This is a genomic window from Paenibacillus sp. EKM206P (genome assembly GCF_011066155.1).
GTDB lineage: Bacteria > Bacillota > Bacilli > Paenibacillales > Paenibacillaceae > Paenibacillus > Paenibacillus polymyxa_D.
In genome coordinates, this window is sequence record NZ_JAAMNQ010000014.1 from 26,288 (window position 1) to 44,669 (window position 18,382).

Here is an 18,382-nt window from a genome sequence, read left to right on the forward strand (position 1 = left end):
ATTATACTAAAGCCAGACGACGAATACGAATGTCACACTTTCATAAGCTCTTGTACTCACGTCTGGTCGTTCTTCTACAGGTCATATACAATGAAAAACCAGTCAACTGCCCCACAATAAATCATCGGCTGGAATGATAACTATAGTCCCGCCTCTGAACCGCCGGCATGACTGGAATAAGAATTCACATTCCATTTAAATACAAAATAATCGCAACAATAACTATCCCATATTGTACTATAATGCGAAAGAGAAATAAATAAAGTTTTTGAATCAGTTGACGGAGCTTTTTTGACTATGATATTATATTTAAGTATTGTTTTGTTCAGGTTAGTGACTTACAAAGTCCGGCTGACCCAGTCGGCCTGAAGAGAGACCCGTTCCATATGGAATTTGGTTATTTTCAGAATAGGAGGTGGAATCATGTCTCGTAAATGTTCTGTAACAGGCAAAAAGCCTGGCAGCGGTAACCACGTATCTCACGCTAACAACCGTAATCGCCGTACTTGGGGCGTCAACGTACAAAAAGTTCGCATTCTCGTTAACGGTAAACCGAAACGCGTTTATGTCAGCACTCGTGCATTGAAAGCCGGTAAAGTGACTCGCGTGTAGTCGTAAAAAAATATCGTTATAAACAAAAGGCACCTCGTTTTAAACGGGTGCTTTTTTGGTTATTCGAAAAGTAATATCCGCCTAGTTCAGGAGAACAAAATGTCAGGCACCTTCCCGTGCGTTCTTATCTTTTACTACCGAGCTACCTATCTGTTATGCCCGGGAAGCGTGCCCTGTGTACCTCTAGCTTTCATCCTACATCCTGTGTTTACATTACGTTGAATTCAGTTTTTCTGGAATGTATTCAAAATGGCTTTAACGAATCCACCCAGAAATTTTGGCAGCTTGATTGTGTAAAACTTCATGCCTCACCCTCCCCATCATCCTCCTGCATCCGTTCTCTGTAGTTTATGCAACCTGTCAAGGGTTGTTACCCCACAAAAAAAGGCTACATGAGAATCCCGCTCATGTAACCATATTTATGCACAACCATCCCAGGCTATACCATCAGACAAGTCCGCGAACATAGAGATATGCTGAGAGTATGAAAATAAACAGGATATAATAAAGTACGCTGCACACCACAAAACCTATTCGTAAACCACGCCGTTCATTTTTACGAAAATAAAACAGCACAACTAGAACAGCCAAAAGTGAAAGAACGGCATTCCAAGGAGCCTTCACAAGCGAGAAACAGCTAAGGGTCAACCCCGTCGCCATGCTCGCGACAGTCATCCACAATGCTTCGGTCAGCTTCACTTGGACAAACGAGCTGCACTGTCCCGAATCGTAGCAATAGCCGCTGCGCGGTCTGCTCTGCCGAATACCGCACTACCAGCCACCAGCACGTTAGCCCCCGCTTCAAATACGGCTGGTGCCGTCTCCTCCGCAATACCTCCGTCTACCTCGATATGTACGTCTGGACGACCCAATTCGTTCAACCAAGCACGGATTTGTCTGATTTTATTCAACGTCTCTGGAATGAAGGACTGTCCTCCAAAGCCAGGATTGACCGTCATCACTAGAATCATATCTACATTTGGCAGCACTTCCTTGATCGCGTATGGTGAAGTACCCGGATTGAGAGCCACTCCAGCCAGAGCGCCTTGCTGCTTGATCAAGTGAAGGACACCATGCAAATGAACACACGCCTCAGCATGAACAGTGATGATATCGGCTCCTGCTTTTACGAAATCGCCAATATAACGTTCAGGATGCTCAATCATCAGATGAACATCCAAGGGAAGAGTCGTATGCGGACGAATAGCCTGAACGATAGGTGGCCCCAATGTAATATTGGATACAAAATGCCCATCCATTACATCCACATGAATCCAGTCTGCCCCTCCTGCCGCAGCTTCCGCAACTTCACTGCCCAAGCGAGCAAAATCAGCGGATAAAATCGACGGTGCTATTTTTAACATAAACTTAGTACCTCCGTTTTTTTTCTTTTAATTCCTGATAGAACTGCAAATAGCTATCATACCGTCCCTGTGAAATATGTCCTTCTTCCAGGGCCTCTCTTACTTTACAGCCAGGCTCGTGAATATGGGTACACCCCCGAAATTTACATCCTTCCGCATACTGCTGGAATTCACGAAAACAGGGAGATAGTTCATCCACACCCAGCTCCAGAAAATCCAACTGGCTAAACCCCGGCGTATCTGCTACAAACCCTCCGTTGTCTAAAGGAATAAGCTCTACATGACGAGTCGTATGTCTTCCTCGGCCCAGCTTATTGCTTATGGCGCTCGTCTCGAGCGTTAACCCAGGCTCCAAAGCATTAAGCATGGAAGACTTCCCTACACCTGACTGCCCGGAAAACACGCTGATTTGACCAGCCAACAGCTTCTTAAGCTCAACCGTTCCTTCTCCGGTACGGGCACTGGTTACCAGCACTTCATAACCGATCTTCCGGTACATTTCCTGAACGGTCAGCACGGTGTCATCCTCTGAAGGGCTGCCTTCATACAAATCGCGCTTAGTCAGACAGATAATCGTATCCAGCCCGGCGTGCTCAATATGGACTAAAAATTTATCCAGTAAAGGCAGGTTTAAATCCGGCTCACGTAAGGAAAACAGCAGCACAGCAAGCGTGGTATTAGCTACCGGAGGACGAATCAGCTCCGTTGTACGCTTTCTAATCTCCTTGACCATACCTTCCCCGTTCTCAGTCAGTTCGTAAACGACCCGATCACCGACAAGAGGCGTGATCTCTTTTTTCTTAAAAATGCCGCGTGCTCTGCATTGTACCGTAGCTTCGCCAGATACCGGACGCCCATCCTGATCCAGGCTGGAGACATAATAATATCCGCTAAGCGCCTTGACGATCAGACCTTCAGGCATGTGTAAGATGTCCTCCTTCATAATGTTTAAGTTTTATTGCGTATAGCAGGTTAAGCATCTCCTATTGCACGTTTACTGATGCTGAACAGCCTCAATCACTTTTTCCTTCTTTTTGTGGGAAGCGTGACCTTGGTTGTTTTTATGGCTAACTGCCAACTCACTGCGCGTAGCCCCCGTGGAATTCGTTCCAGGAACAAAGGCGGAAGGGTCACCATTACCTCCTGTGCCCTCCTGATTGTTCGAGTCGCCTCCACCGTCACCACTATCATTAGAAGATCCCCCGTTATCACCTTCCTCGCCGTTTCCACTTCCATTTTGCGAGGAATTACCATCAGGTGTATCCGTTGGTGAAGTTCCAGCAGGTGGGGCAATTTGAGGCATCGTCACTGTTCCATTTTTCGCATCAATATAAGAGACCGGATACGTATCAATAAAGTCACCATCTCTAAATACTGAGACAACACTGTCTTTGTTCGGAGCCATTAGCAGGTTGATAGTGAACACCTGTGTCGTATTAATTGTACGGCTTCCCCATTCCTGATTTTCTCCACGTGCATCCGTATAAGTAATACGAATTTTGCTGTTTTTACCCTCTTCCTTCGGTGCAACAGGCACATTAAATGGCAGCGTAATCGCTTCTGGCGGGTAACCAGTGCTTACATAAAACGTAATTTCCGTATTTGGTGGCAACTCACTGCCTGCCTCGGACGGCCATTGTTTGGTTACTCTTCCTTTTTCCTGCTCATAGCTAAATTCTTCTTTAATCGAGCCAACCTTCAGCCCTGCCTTTTTGACCTCATTTTCCGCTTGGTTCTGCGTTTTCCCTACGAGACTTGGCATTTTTACAGTGTCAGCGCCCTTGCTGACTGTGAGCACAACTTGGACTGAATCCTTATCAAATGGCTCATTTGCAGCTGGAGTCTGACTAAGGACGGTCCCAACGGCCTGATCACTGAACTGCTCATTTTGCTGAATCTGCGTCTCCTTAATTTGCTGGGCGGTCAGCAGCTTAACAGCATTCTCGTAGCTTTGGCCTTTTACATCCGGCATTGGGGTGAGCGGCTTGGCAATCCCGACTTTCAGACTAATCTTGGTTCCTTCCTTGACTAAAGAATCTGCAGGATAGCTTTGATAAAATACAATTCCAGGCGCGATCCCCTCTTTGTATTCATGCTGGATTGGCTCCTCAATGAGTAAACCCGCTTTACTGAGATTAACCTTCGCTTGGTCTTCTGTTTGTGTCAATACACCTGGTACTTTTACCTCAGGCACGACAAGTACACTTTGCACATAGTACACCACTCCGCCCATGCACAGAAGTAACACCAACACTAGTGTTACCCACAAGATCGCTTTTTTTCTATTTTTCTTGGACGATTGCTTGCTCGGAAGCTGTTCAGACTCACGCGGTTGGGCAGGTACATCTTCCCCGCTAGAAGACATCCCTAATTGTTGAGGCTTAATAGCCGGAATAACCCGTGTTTGATCCTCATCATCCAAATGTGTAAACTCCAGCTTGGATTCATTACGCCGTCCCGGCAGCAAACAGGTTTCCAAATCTTTTAGCATTTCATCTGCCGATTGATAACGCTCTTCTGGATTTTTGCGCATGGATTTTAGAATGACATTTTCCACACTTTGCGGAATCAACGGATTAATTTTACGCGGTTCCTCAAACTCCTCTTGCAAATGCTTGAGCGCTACACTAATTGGACTTTCTCCGAGGAAAGGGAGCTGCGCCGTCAGCATTTGATATAAGACAATACCTAAAGAATATAAGTCCGATTTTTCGCCGGTGACGACACCCTTTGCATGCTCAGGTGAAAAATAATGAACAGAACCTACAACAGAACCCGTCTGGGTAATGGTCGTTGACGTAACAGCTCTAGCAATCCCAAAATCGGTTACCTTAACCCGTCCATTACGTCCAATTAATATATTATGAGGCTTGATGTCTCGGTGAATGATCTGATTTTGGTGAGCATGCTCCAGCGCATCACAAATCTGGGAAGCAATCCGTACTGCTTCATCCACTTGCAATGGCGCACGTTCTTTAATAATCTCATTCAAATTTTTACCTTCGATGCACTCCATTACAATATAATGGATTTCATCCTCTTGGCCGACATCATAAATACTGACCACATTCGAATGCGAAAGCGAAGCCGCAGACTGCGCCTCACGCCGAAACCGGCGAATAAATTCCTCGTCATGAACAAATTGCTGGCGCAACACTTTAACTGCGACATTGCGATTCAGCAAAATGTCTTGAGCCTTGTACACCAGAGCCATACCGCCGCCACCGATACGCTCAATAATTTCGTATCTTCCCCCTAGCAGGTGCCCGATCATGCGTCACACCCCTTTTCATTCAATGAAACCGTGTCATCGGGCAATTCAAACAAAGCTACAGTAATGTTATCGTCTCCTCCGGCAAGCAACGCCAGATGTAGCAGACGATCCGCACGCTCCTCCAAAGGATTCTCTGCGGCACCTACTACTTTACTGATTTGTTCTTCCGTTACCAGATTGCTTAATCCGTCGCTACACAGTAACAGTACATCGCCTTTTTCCAGCGTAATGGAGTCAATATCCACTTTCACCTCGGAATCAGTGCCCAGCGCCCGTGTCAGTACATTGCGACGAGGATGGTTCTCCCGTTCTTCCTTACTGATCTGACCGTTTTTGAACAGCTCGTTAACCAAAGTATGGTCTTCTGTAAGCTGACGTACCGCTCCTTTGGATATGACATAGGCGCGACTGTCACCGATATGTCCGATAATTCCGGATGCGTCGTATAGTAAAACCGCAACAACTGTCGTTCCCATATTATGATACTTCTCATCGCGTGCAGCCGTCTGGAAGATGACTTCATTGGCATGCAAAATAGCGTCGCTGAGCGCCGCCGTCAAAGAATGTGCGGATAATCCGCTCTCCAGCGTCGCCAAATCAGCGGCAAGTGTCTCTACCGCAAGGCGGCTGGCCGTATCACCGGCCAAATGCCCCCCCATACCATCGGCAACAATCCCAAGAATATAGCCTTGCTCTAAGTGCCTGATCCAGGCAGAATCCTCATTCACCGAACGTACACGTCCGACATGGCTGACATGAACTGTTTTGATCAAATGGTTTCACCCCAACTCCATATGCTTTGCACGCAACTGACCGCAGGCAGCGGCAATATCGTGACCCTGTTCACGCCGGATCGTCACATTGACGCCTTTTTCGGCAAGAATACGTTGAAAATTAAAAATATCGCTACGCGATGTGCGCACATACTTGCGCTCAGGCACATGGTTGACTGGAATCAAATTAACGTGACACAGCATGTCCTTTAACACATCCGCTAGCTCTTCAGCATGTTCTGCCTGATCGTTTACCCCACCAATCAGGGCATATTCAAACGAAATTCTCCGCCCCGTCTTAGCAAGATAGTAACGTAGAGAATCCATAACATCCTTAAAGGGATAACGCCGATTTACAGGCATTAGCTTCGACCGAAGTGCATCATTAGGCGCATGAATGGATATTGCCAGATTAATCTGGGTATCCTCGTCGGCAAATTTATAAATATTCGGTACAATACCGCTGGTCGACACTGTGATATGACGTTGACCAATGTTCAGACCTTTTTCATGAACCATTGTACGCAAAAACGTCATGGTCGCTTCATAGTTTTCGAAAGGCTCGCCCGAGCCCATAATCACGATGCTGCTCACTCGTTCATTCGTTTTATCCAAAATTTTCTGAGCCTGTACTACCTGTGCAGTAATTTCACCAGCTGTCAGGTTTCGTTTGAGGCCTCCAAGCGTCGAAGCGCAGAAAGTACAACCAATTCGGCAACCCACTTGTGTCGTTACACAAATACTGTTTCCGTAATTGTGTCTCATAATGACCGTTTCAATGGCATGATCATCATGCAAACCGAACAGGAATTTTACTGTACCGTCCTTTGATTCCAACTTTGTAATTTCACTAAGCGTCACAAAACTAAATTGCTCCTCAAGCTTCTCTCTCAGCGCCTTGGGCAAATTCGTCATCTCGCTGAAATCATTGACCCGCTTCACATACAGCCAGTCAAAAATTTGTCCTCCACGAAAAGCAGGCTCGCCATTGTTCTTGGCCCAGTCCTGAAGCTCCTCCAAAGTTAAATCATATATAAAAGGTTTCATCAATGTTTGCACCCGTTCCTTCTTCATTAAGTTCTGTTTGATCGCAGATCGTATTTTTCATTCTTCCTATTTTAGCACAAATCCCTGAGGGGGTAAAAATTTTTCGTCTTCATGCAAAAAACCGCCGGAAATGTTCCGGCGGAATGTGGAAATGCTGGTGGGCAGCTGCATGGAATTCTCTTCCGCGCTATTTCACCCGACGCAGGCGCGCGATATAAAATCCGTCGCTGTGGAAATGCTGCGGTAACAGCTGTACCGAGCCTCCCTGTATACTATCCTTTTCGCGGCTCACGTCCGGGAAGGAATGACCCTCTGCCAATTCATACTCTGGATGTTCGCTTAAAAACCGAGTCAATTGTCCTTCATTTTCGTCCGGCTCAATCGTGCATGTGCTGTAGACCAGAATACCACCTGGCTTCAACAGTCCCGCTACACTATCCAGCAGCTCATGCTGAAGCTGTGTAATGTCGCGAACATCCTGCGCAGTTTTACTCCAACGCAGGTCCGGTTTACGACGAATTACTCCAAAGCCAGAGCATGGCGCATCCAGCAAAATACGGTCAAAAGAAGCTGGGGCATATCGTTCCTTCAGTTCTAGCGCATCACCAGTGACTGTTTCCACGGCATCCAGGCCAAGTCGTTTAGCCTGTTCACGGATTAATTGATGTTTATGGGCATGCAGATCATTTGCAATGATCTGGCCGCGATCCTTCATCAGCTCAGCCATATGAGCTGTTTTGCCGCCTGGAGCGGCACAGCAATCCAGTACCAGCATACCGGGCTCAGGAGCAACTGCTTCGGCAACGAGCATAGAGCTTTCATCCTGTACGGACAGCAAGCCGTCCGTATACCACGAGGTAAGCGCCATATTGCCACCGCTACGAACAACAATGCCATAGGGACTAACTGCCGAAGGAACGGCATCAAGTCCTTTTGAGCGCATCTCGTCCAGCAGCTGATCACGGCTGGTCATTGTCGTATTCACCCGTACGCTGACCGCAGGGGGCATATTATTAGCCTGACAAATAGCCTCAGCAGTATCTGCACCGTATTGCTTAATCCAACGCTTAACCAGCCACTGTGGATGAGAATGTTCTAATGAAATCCGTTCCTCTGGTGACAAATCGTCAGGAATACGCAGCTTGTCCGGCTCACGCAGCATGCTGCGGAGCACGCCGTTGACCATACCGGAAATCCCCTGATGTCCACGACGCTTGGCAATGGTCACCGCTTCACTAACGACTGCATGATCTGGAACTCGATCCAGATAGACCACCTGATACACACTCATCCGCAGCAACGAACGTACCCAAGCCTGAAGCTTGGCCGTTCCTTTTTGAACAAATTTATTCAAAAAATAATCTAGTGTATTTCGGCGTGCGACTGTACCGTATACAAGTTCAGTCGCCAAACCAGCGTCACTTGCAGATAAACCTGCCTGCTGAAGTCGACGATTCAATTCAAGATTGCTATACGCACCCTCTTGCTCCACACCGGTCAACACATCAAGTGCAACTTCCCGCGCCGTCTGTTTGCGAGTATTGCCGGATCTGGCACCCACTCCCTTGCCTTGGCCTCCCCGACGGGAGTGACTCCCGCTCATCCGAGCACCGTGCCTGGCTTCATCTGTCCGCCGCGCGCAAAGGTTCCGGCATCCATAACCTTTTTGCCAGCCGGTTGAACCTGAGTCAGCCAAAGAGTTCCTTCGCCTGTCTGCACCTCAATGCCACGAGCGGTCAATTGAAGAACCGTTCCGGGTGCTGGAGCATTTGAGCCACTCACTTCATTATTTATGAAAGGCTGCTCAGCAGCCCATATTTTAAAAACATTTTCCTCCCAAAGCGTAAACGCGCCGGAAAAAGGTACAAGGCCGCGAATCCGGTTGTATATCTGCTGTGCATTGTCACTCCACGAAATACGCTCATCGTCGCGGTTCAGATTCGGAGCATAGGTCGCCTCGTCCTCGTTTTGCGGCGTACGGTCTGATTGGCCTGCCAGCAATTTAGGCAGCTCGCCCTGCAAAAGCTTTGCTCCAGCTACGCTTAGCTTCTCAAAAATCGTACCGGAGGTATCCTCTGGCTCTATAGCAACCTCAACTCGCGATATCATATCGCCAGTATCCAGTCCTTCCGCCATATACATCAGCGTCACACCCGTCACGGTCTCACCGTTAATAATCGCACGCTGGATCGGTGCACCTCCCCGATAACGGGGAAGTAACGAACCATGCACATTCAGGCAGCCGAAACGAGGCAGGTCTAGTACGGATTTTGGCAAAATTTGCCCATAGGCTGCGGTTACGATCAGATCAGGACGCAGCTCCGCCACCTGAGCCACCGCTTCTGGCTGGCGCAGGCGGGTCGGTTGCAGTACAGGTAATCCGCGTTTTTCTGCCGCTTCCTTAACTGGTGTAGGCGTTAATATTTTTTTCCGTCCCTGTGGCTTATCGGGCTGTGTAATCACACCGACCACGTTATAACCATTATCCAGTAACATGTTCAACGAAGGCACTGCAAACTCAGGCGTACCCATAAAGATAATACGAATGTCTTGACTCATCGAACCTCACTCTCCTATCTGACGGTTCGGTCCTGGCTGTTCCAGCGCAACCTCATATACTTTTTCTGCAATATCCGTGAACAAAATTCCATTTAAATGGTCGATTTCATGCTGAAAAGCACGAGAAAGCAATCCTGTCGCTGTAACGGTAATGGCCTTACCCTCGCGGTCCAGTCCCTTGACTGTAACTTTCTCGGCACGACGCACATCCCCGTTCAACCCTGGTATACTCAGGCAGCCTTCTGGACCCAATTCCTCCCCTTCTTCGGCCACGATTTCTGGGTTGATCATTTTAATCAAACCATGTTCATCTCCAGCATCTACAACGATGAGACGCTTCAAAATACCTACTTGCGGAGCAGCAAGACCTACACCCTCCGCTTCATACATCGTATCTGCCATATCGTCGAGCAGCTTTTGCACGTTAGGTGTAATTTTAGTAACTTCCTTTGCTACTTTGTGCAATACATCATCCGGCTCCAACACTATAATTCTAATTGACATGACAACAGAACACCTTCCTCTTTATCCTTTTTCCTTCGTTTAGGCTTAACTGTATTCATCACAAACGCGACTGCTACATTATCCTATGTACGGACGACTTGTCCGCATTAATTGTGCTAATAACTTTTGTGGCAACGCTCTACATAAGCATTTGTGGATCAACATCCAGACTAATCAGCAACTTTTGCGCCTGTGCGGATTCGGCCATTTCATCAGCTACTTGCTGAGCCAAACTAATCGCGTCGATATTTCCACGCCATTTTATCATACATTGAAATCGGTATCTATTCTTGATTCTCGAAATGGGAGAAGCTACTGGCCCCAAAATGTCGAGTACATCCGATGTAAGACGATCCATATTCCCGAACCAGCCTCGTTGTCTGGCCCGTCCCTGTAGTGTTGCTGAATAATTCTCTGCCAGCCGGACCAGCACCGGGAGTTGTTCATGAGAAAAGGTTACCAAAATAAGACGGCAATATGGTGGATAGTGCAAATTGCGGCGGTGTTTCAATTCTTCCCTCACAAAAGAAGCATAATCATGGCGACTTGCGTGAATCACCGAATAATGCTCTGGAGTATAGGATTGTACGAATACTTCCCCTGGCAATTGATGTCTCCCAGCACGTCCAGCTACTTGTGTTAACAGCTGAAATGTCTTTTCCGCAGCCCGAAAATCCGGTAAATTGAGAGCTGAATCCGCAGTAATGACACCAACCAGTGTCACATCGGGAAAGTCCAGGCCTTTGGCAACCATTTGAGTACCGAGCAGCACGTCCGCTTTTTTATCACGAAATTGCTTGAGGAGCTTTTCGTGGGCATTTTTTTCTGTCGTTGTATCAACATCCATTCGAACAACACGTATACCGGGGAATAGCTTCGCCAGCTCTTCTTCCACTCGCTGGGTACCTGTACCGAAATAGCGAATATGCTCACTACCGCATTCAGGGCAAGTCTGAGGCACAGGCTCGGAATAACCACAGTAATGACAACGTAAATTGTTCGACCGCTGATGATACGTAAGCGAAATATCACAATGCGGACAGCCCGCCACATAGCCACAGCTACGGCACATGACGAATGTGGAGTGTCCACGCCGATTCAACAGGAGCACCGTCTGCTCCTTACGCTCTAACCGCTCTGCAATCCCATTATGCAACGCACGGCTAAACATAGAGCGGTTGCCAGCACGCAGTTCCTCACGCATATCCATGATATGTACTTCGGGTAACGTGTTCCCCAATGCGCGAGTTGGCATTTCAAGTAGCAACGGCGCAAACTCGTCGTTGCTTTGTGAGCGAGCCGCATAGTAGCTTTCCAGCGACGGTGTAGCCGAGCCGAGAATAACGACAGCCCCATGCTGATGGGCTCTGCGAATGGCGACATCACGCGCATGGTATTTAGGTGTCTCTTCCTGCTTATAGGACGTTTCGTGCTCCTCATCCATAATAATAAGACCTAACTCACGAAAAGGCGCAAATACTGCCGAGCGAGCACCAATCGCCACTTTCACACGGCCTTCGCGTATTTTGCGCCACTCATCGTACCGTTCTCCTCCAGACAACCTACTGTGCATCACTGCTACCTGATCGCCAAACCGACCTTTAAAACGCTCAACCATTTGTGGGGTTAACGATATTTCAGGTACCAGCACAATGGCCTGCCGATTCTGCTCGATACAACGTTGAATCGTCTGTAGATAAATTTCCGTCTTACCGCTCCCCGTGACTCCATGCAACAAATAAGCTCCTTGCTCACGCGTGTCCAGCTGGCGAATAATCCGTTCATACACCGACTGCTGCTCTGCTGTGAGAGGGAGTGGCTCTGTAGGCTTGAAGTGTCTGCCCCGGTACGGGTCGCGGAACACTTCGACATCCTCCAGCAACACATAGCCCTTATCTTCCAGCGCCTTAACCGTTGCAGCAGACACACTCAATGAGGTCATGACTTCCTTGAGCGACAGAGGCAAAAACTCGCTACGTTCCAGCAAAAAAGCAAGTACCTCCCGCTGACGCTGTGCTTTGGCAGAAAATTGCTCCAGTACCGTTGATGCCTCGTCTATGCCGATAGCCAGATCAACGGATTTCATGGTCTTTTTGCCAAGCTTGTCTTTAATAACTTGACTTTCCTGAAGCACACCCCGGCGTAACAGTGATTTAATAACCTCCGCTTCCTCAGGGAAACGTCGACTGAGTTGCTGCAACGGGACTTGCTCCTTCTCCTGAATGAAGCTGACAATCCGACGCTCTGTCGGATCACTCATACCATCGTCGGTCAGAAGTGCCCATTCGAGCTCATCGCCCTGATTCGGTTGTATACTACGCTGTGGATGCGTTAACTCATGCTGTTCCGCAATTGAGATATAACGTTCTGCTTTGCCTTTGAGCGCGGTAGGAATCATCACTTGCAATGCCATAATTTGATTACAAGCATAACGTTCACTCATCCACTTGCCCAGTTCGACTAGGTCGGCAGATAAAGGTGGCACCAAATCCAGCAACTCCTGAATCGCTCTCATCCTGTATTTCGGTGGTTCCTCAGCTGGGACTACCGAGATGACGAAAGCCTGCACCGTCCGTTTGCCAAATGGCACAGCTACCCGACTACCCGGCTCAATCCAAGGTCTCATTGAATCCGGTATCAGATAATCGAAGGTGCGGTCCGTATCCTTGGCAGGTACATCGACAATGACCTTGGCAACTAAATTGCCCGTCTCCATTAATGCAGCACCCCACCCATGCGTCCCGCGGCTATAGTAAGCAACTTACGCGCAACTTCTTCCTTTGACTGTACAGGAATACGCTCAACGATCCCGCTTCGGTCATAAATTTGAACAGCATTCGTATCGACGCCAAAACCAGCACCATTCACAGTTACATCGTTTGCCGCGATCAAATCACAATTTTTACGTTCTAATTTATCTTTCGCATACGTCTCCAAATGTTCAGTTTCAGCTGCAAAGCCAATTAAAAATTGATGTTTCTTACTCCGTCCGAGTGATTCTAGAATATCGACGTTCTTCACTAACTCTAGCGTAAATACACTATCTTTTTTCTTGATCTTGGTCTGTGCTATCTCACGTGGTCGATAATCTGCAACTGCAGCAGCCATAACGACCATATCGCTCGTTTCCCATTGTTTTAATACAGCTGCGTACATGTCTTCAGCCGACTGGACTCTTTCAAGCATAATACCAGCAGGCGGTTCCGCACTGGTATTGGCAGCAATCAAGTGCACCTCTGCCCCCATCTTTTGAGCCACTTTTGCAATGGCGAAGCCCATTTTTCCAGATGAATCATTTGTGATATAACGCACTGGATCAATTCGCTCGATCGTGCCTCCAGCCGTTACAATGACTTTTTTACCTGAAAACACCGATTCATTCTCATTCACAGGTGACTCAGGCACTTGAGCCTCCACAGATTCGCCACCAAACCATCGGGATTCAGACTTAATGTTGTTTTTTTGTTCCTGGGCTTGCTGATCAAAAAAGTGCTCTATCGTTTGCACAATTGTGTCCGGCTCTTCCAAACGTCCTTTGCCAACGTAACCGCAAGCCAGTAATCCTTCACCAGGCTCAATCATCTTCACACCACGTGATACAAGCGTCTCCATATTTTGCATGACTGCCGGATGAGTGTACATATGTACATTCATCGCAGGTGCCACCATAATAGGCGCTGTTGTAGCCAACAACGTTGTAGACAACATATCATCAGCAAGGCCATGCGCCATTTTTCCAATAATATTCGCAGTTGCAGGTGCAACAAGCACCAAATCAGCCGCATCTGCCAGATGAATATGGGATACGACGGACGGCTCTCTTTCATCAAACGTATCACTGTACACCGGATTACGAGAGAGCGACTGCAGTGTAAGCTCGGTAATAAACTCCTTAGCAGAGGCTGTCATAATCACATGAACATCGGCGCCCTTTTGTGTCAACCTACTACATAACGCAGCCCCTTTGTAAGCAGCAATTCCACCGGTTATACCAAGAATAATAACTTTCCCCTTCAACATCGTTAACTCCCCCTGACCTAAAAAAATAACAACCTTGCGGTTGTCAAAGGAATTGGCATTGCGCCCGGTTATAATAGTTGTGTATAATTCTTACTCGTCTTCGCCGCTTTCAAGACGCAGATGATCCGCGTAAATCTCTTCCAACGCCACTCCAACCTGTTTGTGGGATTTAGGATTCTTGAGAGTCGTCTTTTCACCCTCGCGCAACTGTCTGGCACGACGTGAAGCCGCTACAACCAACGAATACTTACTATCTGCCTTTTTCATCATTTCATCAATGGAAGGATACAGCACGAATAGACACCTCTTCATGTAGTTTTGGGACTGTATAAGCTGAACTCCAGTGTACACCTTCAAGCTCAGCTTATACAGTATTATTTCTCTTTAGGTACGCTTGGCATATGTAAAGCCCTCGTTTAAGGATGAACCTTACAATGTTCGGCGATAATAATGGATTCTATTCGTTTACAAGCGAAATCAATCTCATCATTGACAACCGCATAATCATAGTGACGCAACAGATTCATTTCATCCACAGCTACCGACATACGGTGGTCTATGGTCGCTTGAGTTTCTGTGCCCCGTCCCCTGATTCTATCCTTTAATTCATCTAACGAAGGCGGAAGCAGAAAAATGAATATGCCTTCTGGAAATTTTTCTTTAACCTTTAGCGCTCCCTGAACTTCAATCTCCAGAAAAATATCTTTTCCCTGCGCAAGCGTCTGATCAACAAAATCACGTGGAGTACCATAATAGTTCCCTACATACTCAGCATACTCCAGCATTTCATCTCGTTCAATCATACCCAAAAATTCTTCACGCGTTTTAAAAAAATAGGTCACTCCATCCTGTTCACCCGAACGAGGTGTTCGAGTTGTAGCAGAAACGGAGTACGTTATCTCTGGTAGCTTGTCACGCAATGCGTTGCCTACCGTCCCTTTACCGACACCCGAAGGTCCAGATATTACAAATAATAATCCCTTAGCCATAGTACACTCCATTTTTATTCGTCATTGTCATCATCTTTAGTGGATAGGCGATGAGCGACCGTCTCCGGCTGCACCGCAGACAGGATTACATGATCACTGTCTGTAATAATAACAGCCCGCGTCCGGCGGCCATAGGTAGCATCAATTAGCATATGACGGTCCCTGGCTTCCTGTATAATCCGCTTGATCGGAGCAGACTCCGGACTGACGATGGAGATAATTCGGTTGGCCGACACGATATTGCCGAAACCAATATTGATCAATTTGATTGCCATATTCAGGTCTTTCCCCCTATACATGTGACTCTTGCAGCCGTGCCGCTACCAGGTAGCTACTCAATATTTGCAGCCTGCTCACGAATTTTCTCAAGCTCTGCTTTCATCTCAACGACCAAATTAACCAAGTTGAGATGATTAGCCTTGGAGCCGATCGTGTTGACTTCTCTGTTCATTTCCTGGATTAAAAAATCTAATTTGCGACCGGCCGGCTCGTCCGATAGCAGCAACCCCTTGCACTGCCCAAAGTGACTTTGAAGCCGGGTAAGTTCCTCATCAATATTGCTGCGATCCGCGAATAACGCAATCTCCATTCCGAACTTATGTTCATCAAGCGTAAATGAACCGTCCTGAAGCTCTTTAAGCCTGTGTTTCAGCCTGTTACGGTAGTCGCTCACAACATGAGGAGCCAGCACCGTCATTTCATGATGCAGGGATTCCAGACGTAAAATACGGGATTTCACATCTTGCGCCAAATGCCCGCCTTCTCGCCTTCTCATCTCCAGTAAACCTTGCAAAGCTTCATTCAAAGCTCGCTGTAGTTGCTCTTCCCAGTCCTCTTCGTCTCCATGGAAAGCCTCTCCAGGCTCACCCAGAACGTCAGGCAAAGCAAGAATATCGCTTATCCCTAACGTTCCTTTCACTCCATAACGATCCGCCAGCTGCTCCGCTGCATGCAGGTAAGCCTGCACCACAGTGTCATTTAACCGCGCGGCGGGCATCTGTTCTTCATCACGTTCCCTGTGGATAAAGACATCGATACGACCGCGTTTAATCTGCTGTTGAACCGTTCTTCTCAAGCCATCTTCGTAACGAGTCCATTCGCGCGGAATTCTCATCATCACTTCGCAATAGCGGTGATTCACCGATTTCAATTCCAAGCGCACTTTATAGCCCTCATAATGAAGGATGGCTTGACCGTATCCGGTCATACTCAATGACATCGGCATCACATCCATTATACTATTGTAATTGATTATTATAGTCGAAACAAGGGGGCCTGTGCGCGGCCTGATTTTTGCCATACGTAAGAAGTCAGTTCAGCTGTCATTTCATAGAACATAAATGGAGTCATAAAATAGATACCATTAAAATGTTCCATTGCCGTATCGAGTAACTCCTTGGCAATAGACACGCCCATTGCTCGTCCTTCCGGACCCTCAAGGCCAGACATACGTGCACGCACCTCATCGGATAACTGAATGCCTGGTACTTCATTGTGCAAGTATTCTGCATTGCGCCCACTAGCCAGCGGCATAATACCGATAAAAATCGGTACTTCCAAATGTCGTGTCGCTTCCGCGATGGCTGCAATCAACTCGTGGTCGTATACGGGCTGAGTCATAACATAGTCGGCTCCGGAGGCAATTTTCTTCTCCAACCGCTGTACGGCTTTACCCAAATGCTTGACGTTAGGATTAAATGCGGCACCTACCACAAAATTAGCCTTCTGCTTCAGTGGCTTACCGGAAAATGCAACACCATCATTTAATTGCTTGATCATGCGTATGATTTCAAAAGAGGTCATATCATACACCGAACTGGCGCCTGGCAAATCACCAAACCGCGCCGGATCTCCAGTAACCGCCAGTACATGGTCAATACCGAGCGCGTCAAAACCCATCATGTGGGATTGAGTACCAATCAGATTGCGATCACGACATGCTATATGAATTAATGGACGCAAGCCTGTTTCAATACTGACCAAATGTCCAAGCGCCATGTTGCTCATGCGAGTGACTGCAAGCGAGTTGTCAGCCAGTGTAAGCGCGTCGGCCCCGGCTTTCTTCAACGCATGAGCACCTTGCATAAACCTCGTAATGTCCAGATCGCGCGGAGGATCCAGTTCTACAATGACCGTATGTCGTTCCTTAACCAGATCCACAATGTTGGGCTCGCTGATATGTCTGCCATTTCCTCGTTCCCCTTCATCTGCAATCTGCTCCGCCACTTGAAAGGACTCTTTCGACAAAGCTTCTTTTGAAGCAAGAGGAGGCGGTTGCAAACGGTTCAAGGCTTTGGATATAGCAGCAATATGATCCGGTGTAGTTCCGCAGCAACCACCGAGCAGCCTCGTTCCCAGGTCTACAAAGGATTTGGCACATTCTCCAAAATATTCAGGTGATGCACCGTATACATAGTGACCGTCCACATAATCTGCTAGTCCCGCATTCGGATATACGGACAACGGTACAGACAAAGGGCCGTCCAGCTGCTCCATTACACTCATAATTCCCTGCGGACCCGAGTGACAGTTAAATCCAAGGATGTCTGCCCCCTCATTACGCAGCACCGAAAAAGCTTCCGCCACTAAAAAACCATCCTGAGTACGACCAACCTGATCGACCGCAAACTGACAAATCACCGGAATATCACTATATTTACGTACACTGTGAAGCGCTATGCGTATTTCATCCAGCGAATAAAACGTTTCGCACAAAATACCGTCGACTCCTTCGGAGAGAAGGGCATCAATTTGCTGTTCATAGTTTCTTGCCAGCTCCAGCTTTGATATGTTAAGCCGCTTTCCCCCACATATGGAACCCACTGCACCTACCACATAATGTTCAGGTCCGGCCGCATCTCTGGCAATTCTCACACCAGCACGATTGATCTCTTCTACCTTAGATTCCAGTCCAAACCGGGCTAACTTATAATCATTTGCAGAAAATGTATTAGTCTCCAGCAATCGAGCTCCTGCACTTAAATATTGACCATGCACGTCTGATATAACATCAGGCGAAGTGATGTTCAGTTCTTCGAAAGACGTATTTACTGGAAATCCTAGCTGATATAAAAAAGTCCCCATTGCGCCGTCTCCGACAATAATTTCACGATTCAGCACAGTACGCAAATCCGGTTTCATGTCCTCTGCTCCACCCCGCTCTTTATTTTCATACTAATGTAACATAAAGAGACTTCAAACATAAGCCAAAAACAAAAAAAGCCGCCCCACTCCCCGACA

Annotated in this window: 17 protein-coding genes; 1 reads left to right on the forward strand and 16 read right to left on the reverse strand. The window is 47.4% G+C overall.

The features are described from left to right. Nucleotides 1–423 precede the first annotated feature (423 nt). Nucleotides 424–612 (forward strand): 50S ribosomal protein L28, encoded by a 189-nt coding sequence (gene rpmB, locus G9G53_RS21995; protein ID WP_013310881.1) that lies wholly within the window; start codon nt 424–426, stop codon nt 610–612. Nucleotides 613–836: 224 nt separating this feature from the next. On the opposite strand, the gene spoVM is transcribed toward rpmB, so the two are convergent. From spoVM to G9G53_RS22075, 16 genes are all read right to left on the reverse strand, one after another. Continuing rightward, a complete protein-coding gene (gene spoVM, locus G9G53_RS22000) occupies nt 837–917 on the reverse strand; it encodes a stage V sporulation protein SpoVM (RefSeq protein ID WP_010345573.1) in 81 nt (26 codons plus the stop codon). A 390-nt stretch (nt 918–1,307) separates the two neighbouring features. Then, nucleotides 1,308–1,976: a ribulose-phosphate 3-epimerase gene (rpe, locus tag G9G53_RS22005; protein WP_029517208.1), complete on the reverse strand. Its 669-nt coding sequence runs from the start codon at nt 1,974–1,976 to the stop codon at nt 1,308–1,310. A 4-nt stretch (nt 1,977–1,980) separates the two neighbouring features. Continuing rightward, nucleotides 1,981–2,898, reverse strand: coding sequence for a ribosome small subunit-dependent GTPase A (rsgA, locus tag G9G53_RS22010; RefSeq protein ID WP_029517207.1), 918 nt, complete (start codon nt 2,896–2,898; stop codon nt 1,981–1,983). Nucleotides 2,899–2,970: 72 nt separating this feature from the next. After that, nucleotides 2,971–5,250 carry a Stk1 family PASTA domain-containing Ser/Thr kinase gene (gene pknB / locus G9G53_RS22015; RefSeq protein ID WP_069012747.1) on the reverse strand — a complete coding sequence of 760 codons (2,280 nt, stop codon included), beginning with the start codon at nt 5,248–5,250 and terminating at the stop codon, nt 2,971–2,973. After that, nucleotides 5,247–6,023, reverse strand: coding sequence for a Stp1/IreP family PP2C-type Ser/Thr phosphatase (locus G9G53_RS22020; protein WP_069012748.1), 777 nt, complete (start codon nt 6,021–6,023; stop codon nt 5,247–5,249). Before G9G53_RS22020 ends, pknB begins: the two co-directional genes overlap by 4 nt. A 6-nt stretch (nt 6,024–6,029) precedes the next feature. Further along, nucleotides 6,030–7,070 (reverse strand): 23S rRNA (adenine(2503)-C(2))-methyltransferase RlmN, encoded by a 1,041-nt coding sequence (gene rlmN, locus G9G53_RS22025; RefSeq protein ID WP_029517204.1) that lies wholly within the window; start codon nt 7,068–7,070, stop codon nt 6,030–6,032. A gap of 187 nt (nt 7,071–7,257) precedes the next feature. Beyond that, a complete protein-coding gene (gene rsmB / locus G9G53_RS22030; protein WP_165150240.1) occupies nt 7,258–8,673 on the reverse strand; it encodes a 16S rRNA (cytosine(967)-C(5))-methyltransferase RsmB in 1,416 nt (471 codons plus the stop codon). Continuing rightward, the gene (fmt, locus tag G9G53_RS22035; protein ID WP_029517202.1) at nt 8,670–9,629 is read right to left on the reverse strand and encodes a methionyl-tRNA formyltransferase; all 960 of its coding nucleotides are present in this window, start codon (nt 9,627–9,629) and stop codon (nt 8,670–8,672) included. Before fmt ends, rsmB begins: the two co-directional genes overlap by 4 nt. A gap of 6 nt (nt 9,630–9,635) precedes the next feature. Beyond that, nucleotides 9,636–10,133: a peptide deformylase gene (def, locus tag G9G53_RS22040; RefSeq protein ID WP_013310890.1), complete on the reverse strand. Its 498-nt coding sequence runs from the start codon at nt 10,131–10,133 to the stop codon at nt 9,636–9,638. 139 nt (nt 10,134–10,272) lie between these two features. Next, nucleotides 10,273–12,849 (reverse strand): primosomal protein N', encoded by a 2,577-nt coding sequence (gene priA, locus G9G53_RS22045; RefSeq protein ID WP_029517200.1) that lies wholly within the window; start codon nt 12,847–12,849, stop codon nt 10,273–10,275. Then, nucleotides 12,849–14,153 carry a bifunctional phosphopantothenoylcysteine decarboxylase/phosphopantothenate--cysteine ligase CoaBC gene (gene coaBC, locus G9G53_RS22050; protein WP_029517199.1) on the reverse strand — a complete coding sequence of 435 codons (1,305 nt, stop codon included), beginning with the start codon at nt 14,151–14,153 and terminating at the stop codon, nt 12,849–12,851. Before coaBC ends, priA begins: the two co-directional genes overlap by 1 nt. A 90-nt stretch (nt 14,154–14,243) precedes the next feature. Beyond that, nucleotides 14,244–14,447, reverse strand: a complete 204-nt coding sequence (gene rpoZ, locus G9G53_RS22055; RefSeq protein WP_013310893.1) for a DNA-directed RNA polymerase subunit omega — start codon at nt 14,445–14,447, stop codon at nt 14,244–14,246. A 122-nt stretch (nt 14,448–14,569) separates the two neighbouring features. Further along, complete coding sequence (gmk, locus tag G9G53_RS22060) at nt 14,570–15,142, reverse strand: guanylate kinase (protein WP_013310894.1); 573 nt, start codon at nt 15,140–15,142, stop codon at nt 14,570–14,572. Nucleotides 15,143–15,156: 14 nt separating this feature from the next. Next, nucleotides 15,157–15,417, reverse strand: a complete 261-nt coding sequence (gene remA, locus G9G53_RS22065; RefSeq protein ID WP_005548256.1) for an extracellular matrix/biofilm regulator RemA — start codon at nt 15,415–15,417, stop codon at nt 15,157–15,159. A gap of 56 nt (nt 15,418–15,473) precedes the next feature. Beyond that, complete coding sequence (locus G9G53_RS22070) at nt 15,474–16,361, reverse strand: YicC/YloC family endoribonuclease (RefSeq protein ID WP_029517198.1); 888 nt, start codon at nt 16,359–16,361, stop codon at nt 15,474–15,476. Between the two features lie 35 nt (nt 16,362–16,396). Continuing rightward, complete coding sequence (locus G9G53_RS22075; protein WP_165150242.1) at nt 16,397–18,283, reverse strand: bifunctional homocysteine S-methyltransferase/methylenetetrahydrofolate reductase; 1,887 nt, start codon at nt 18,281–18,283, stop codon at nt 16,397–16,399. Between the last annotated feature and the right edge of the window lie 99 nt (nt 18,284–18,382).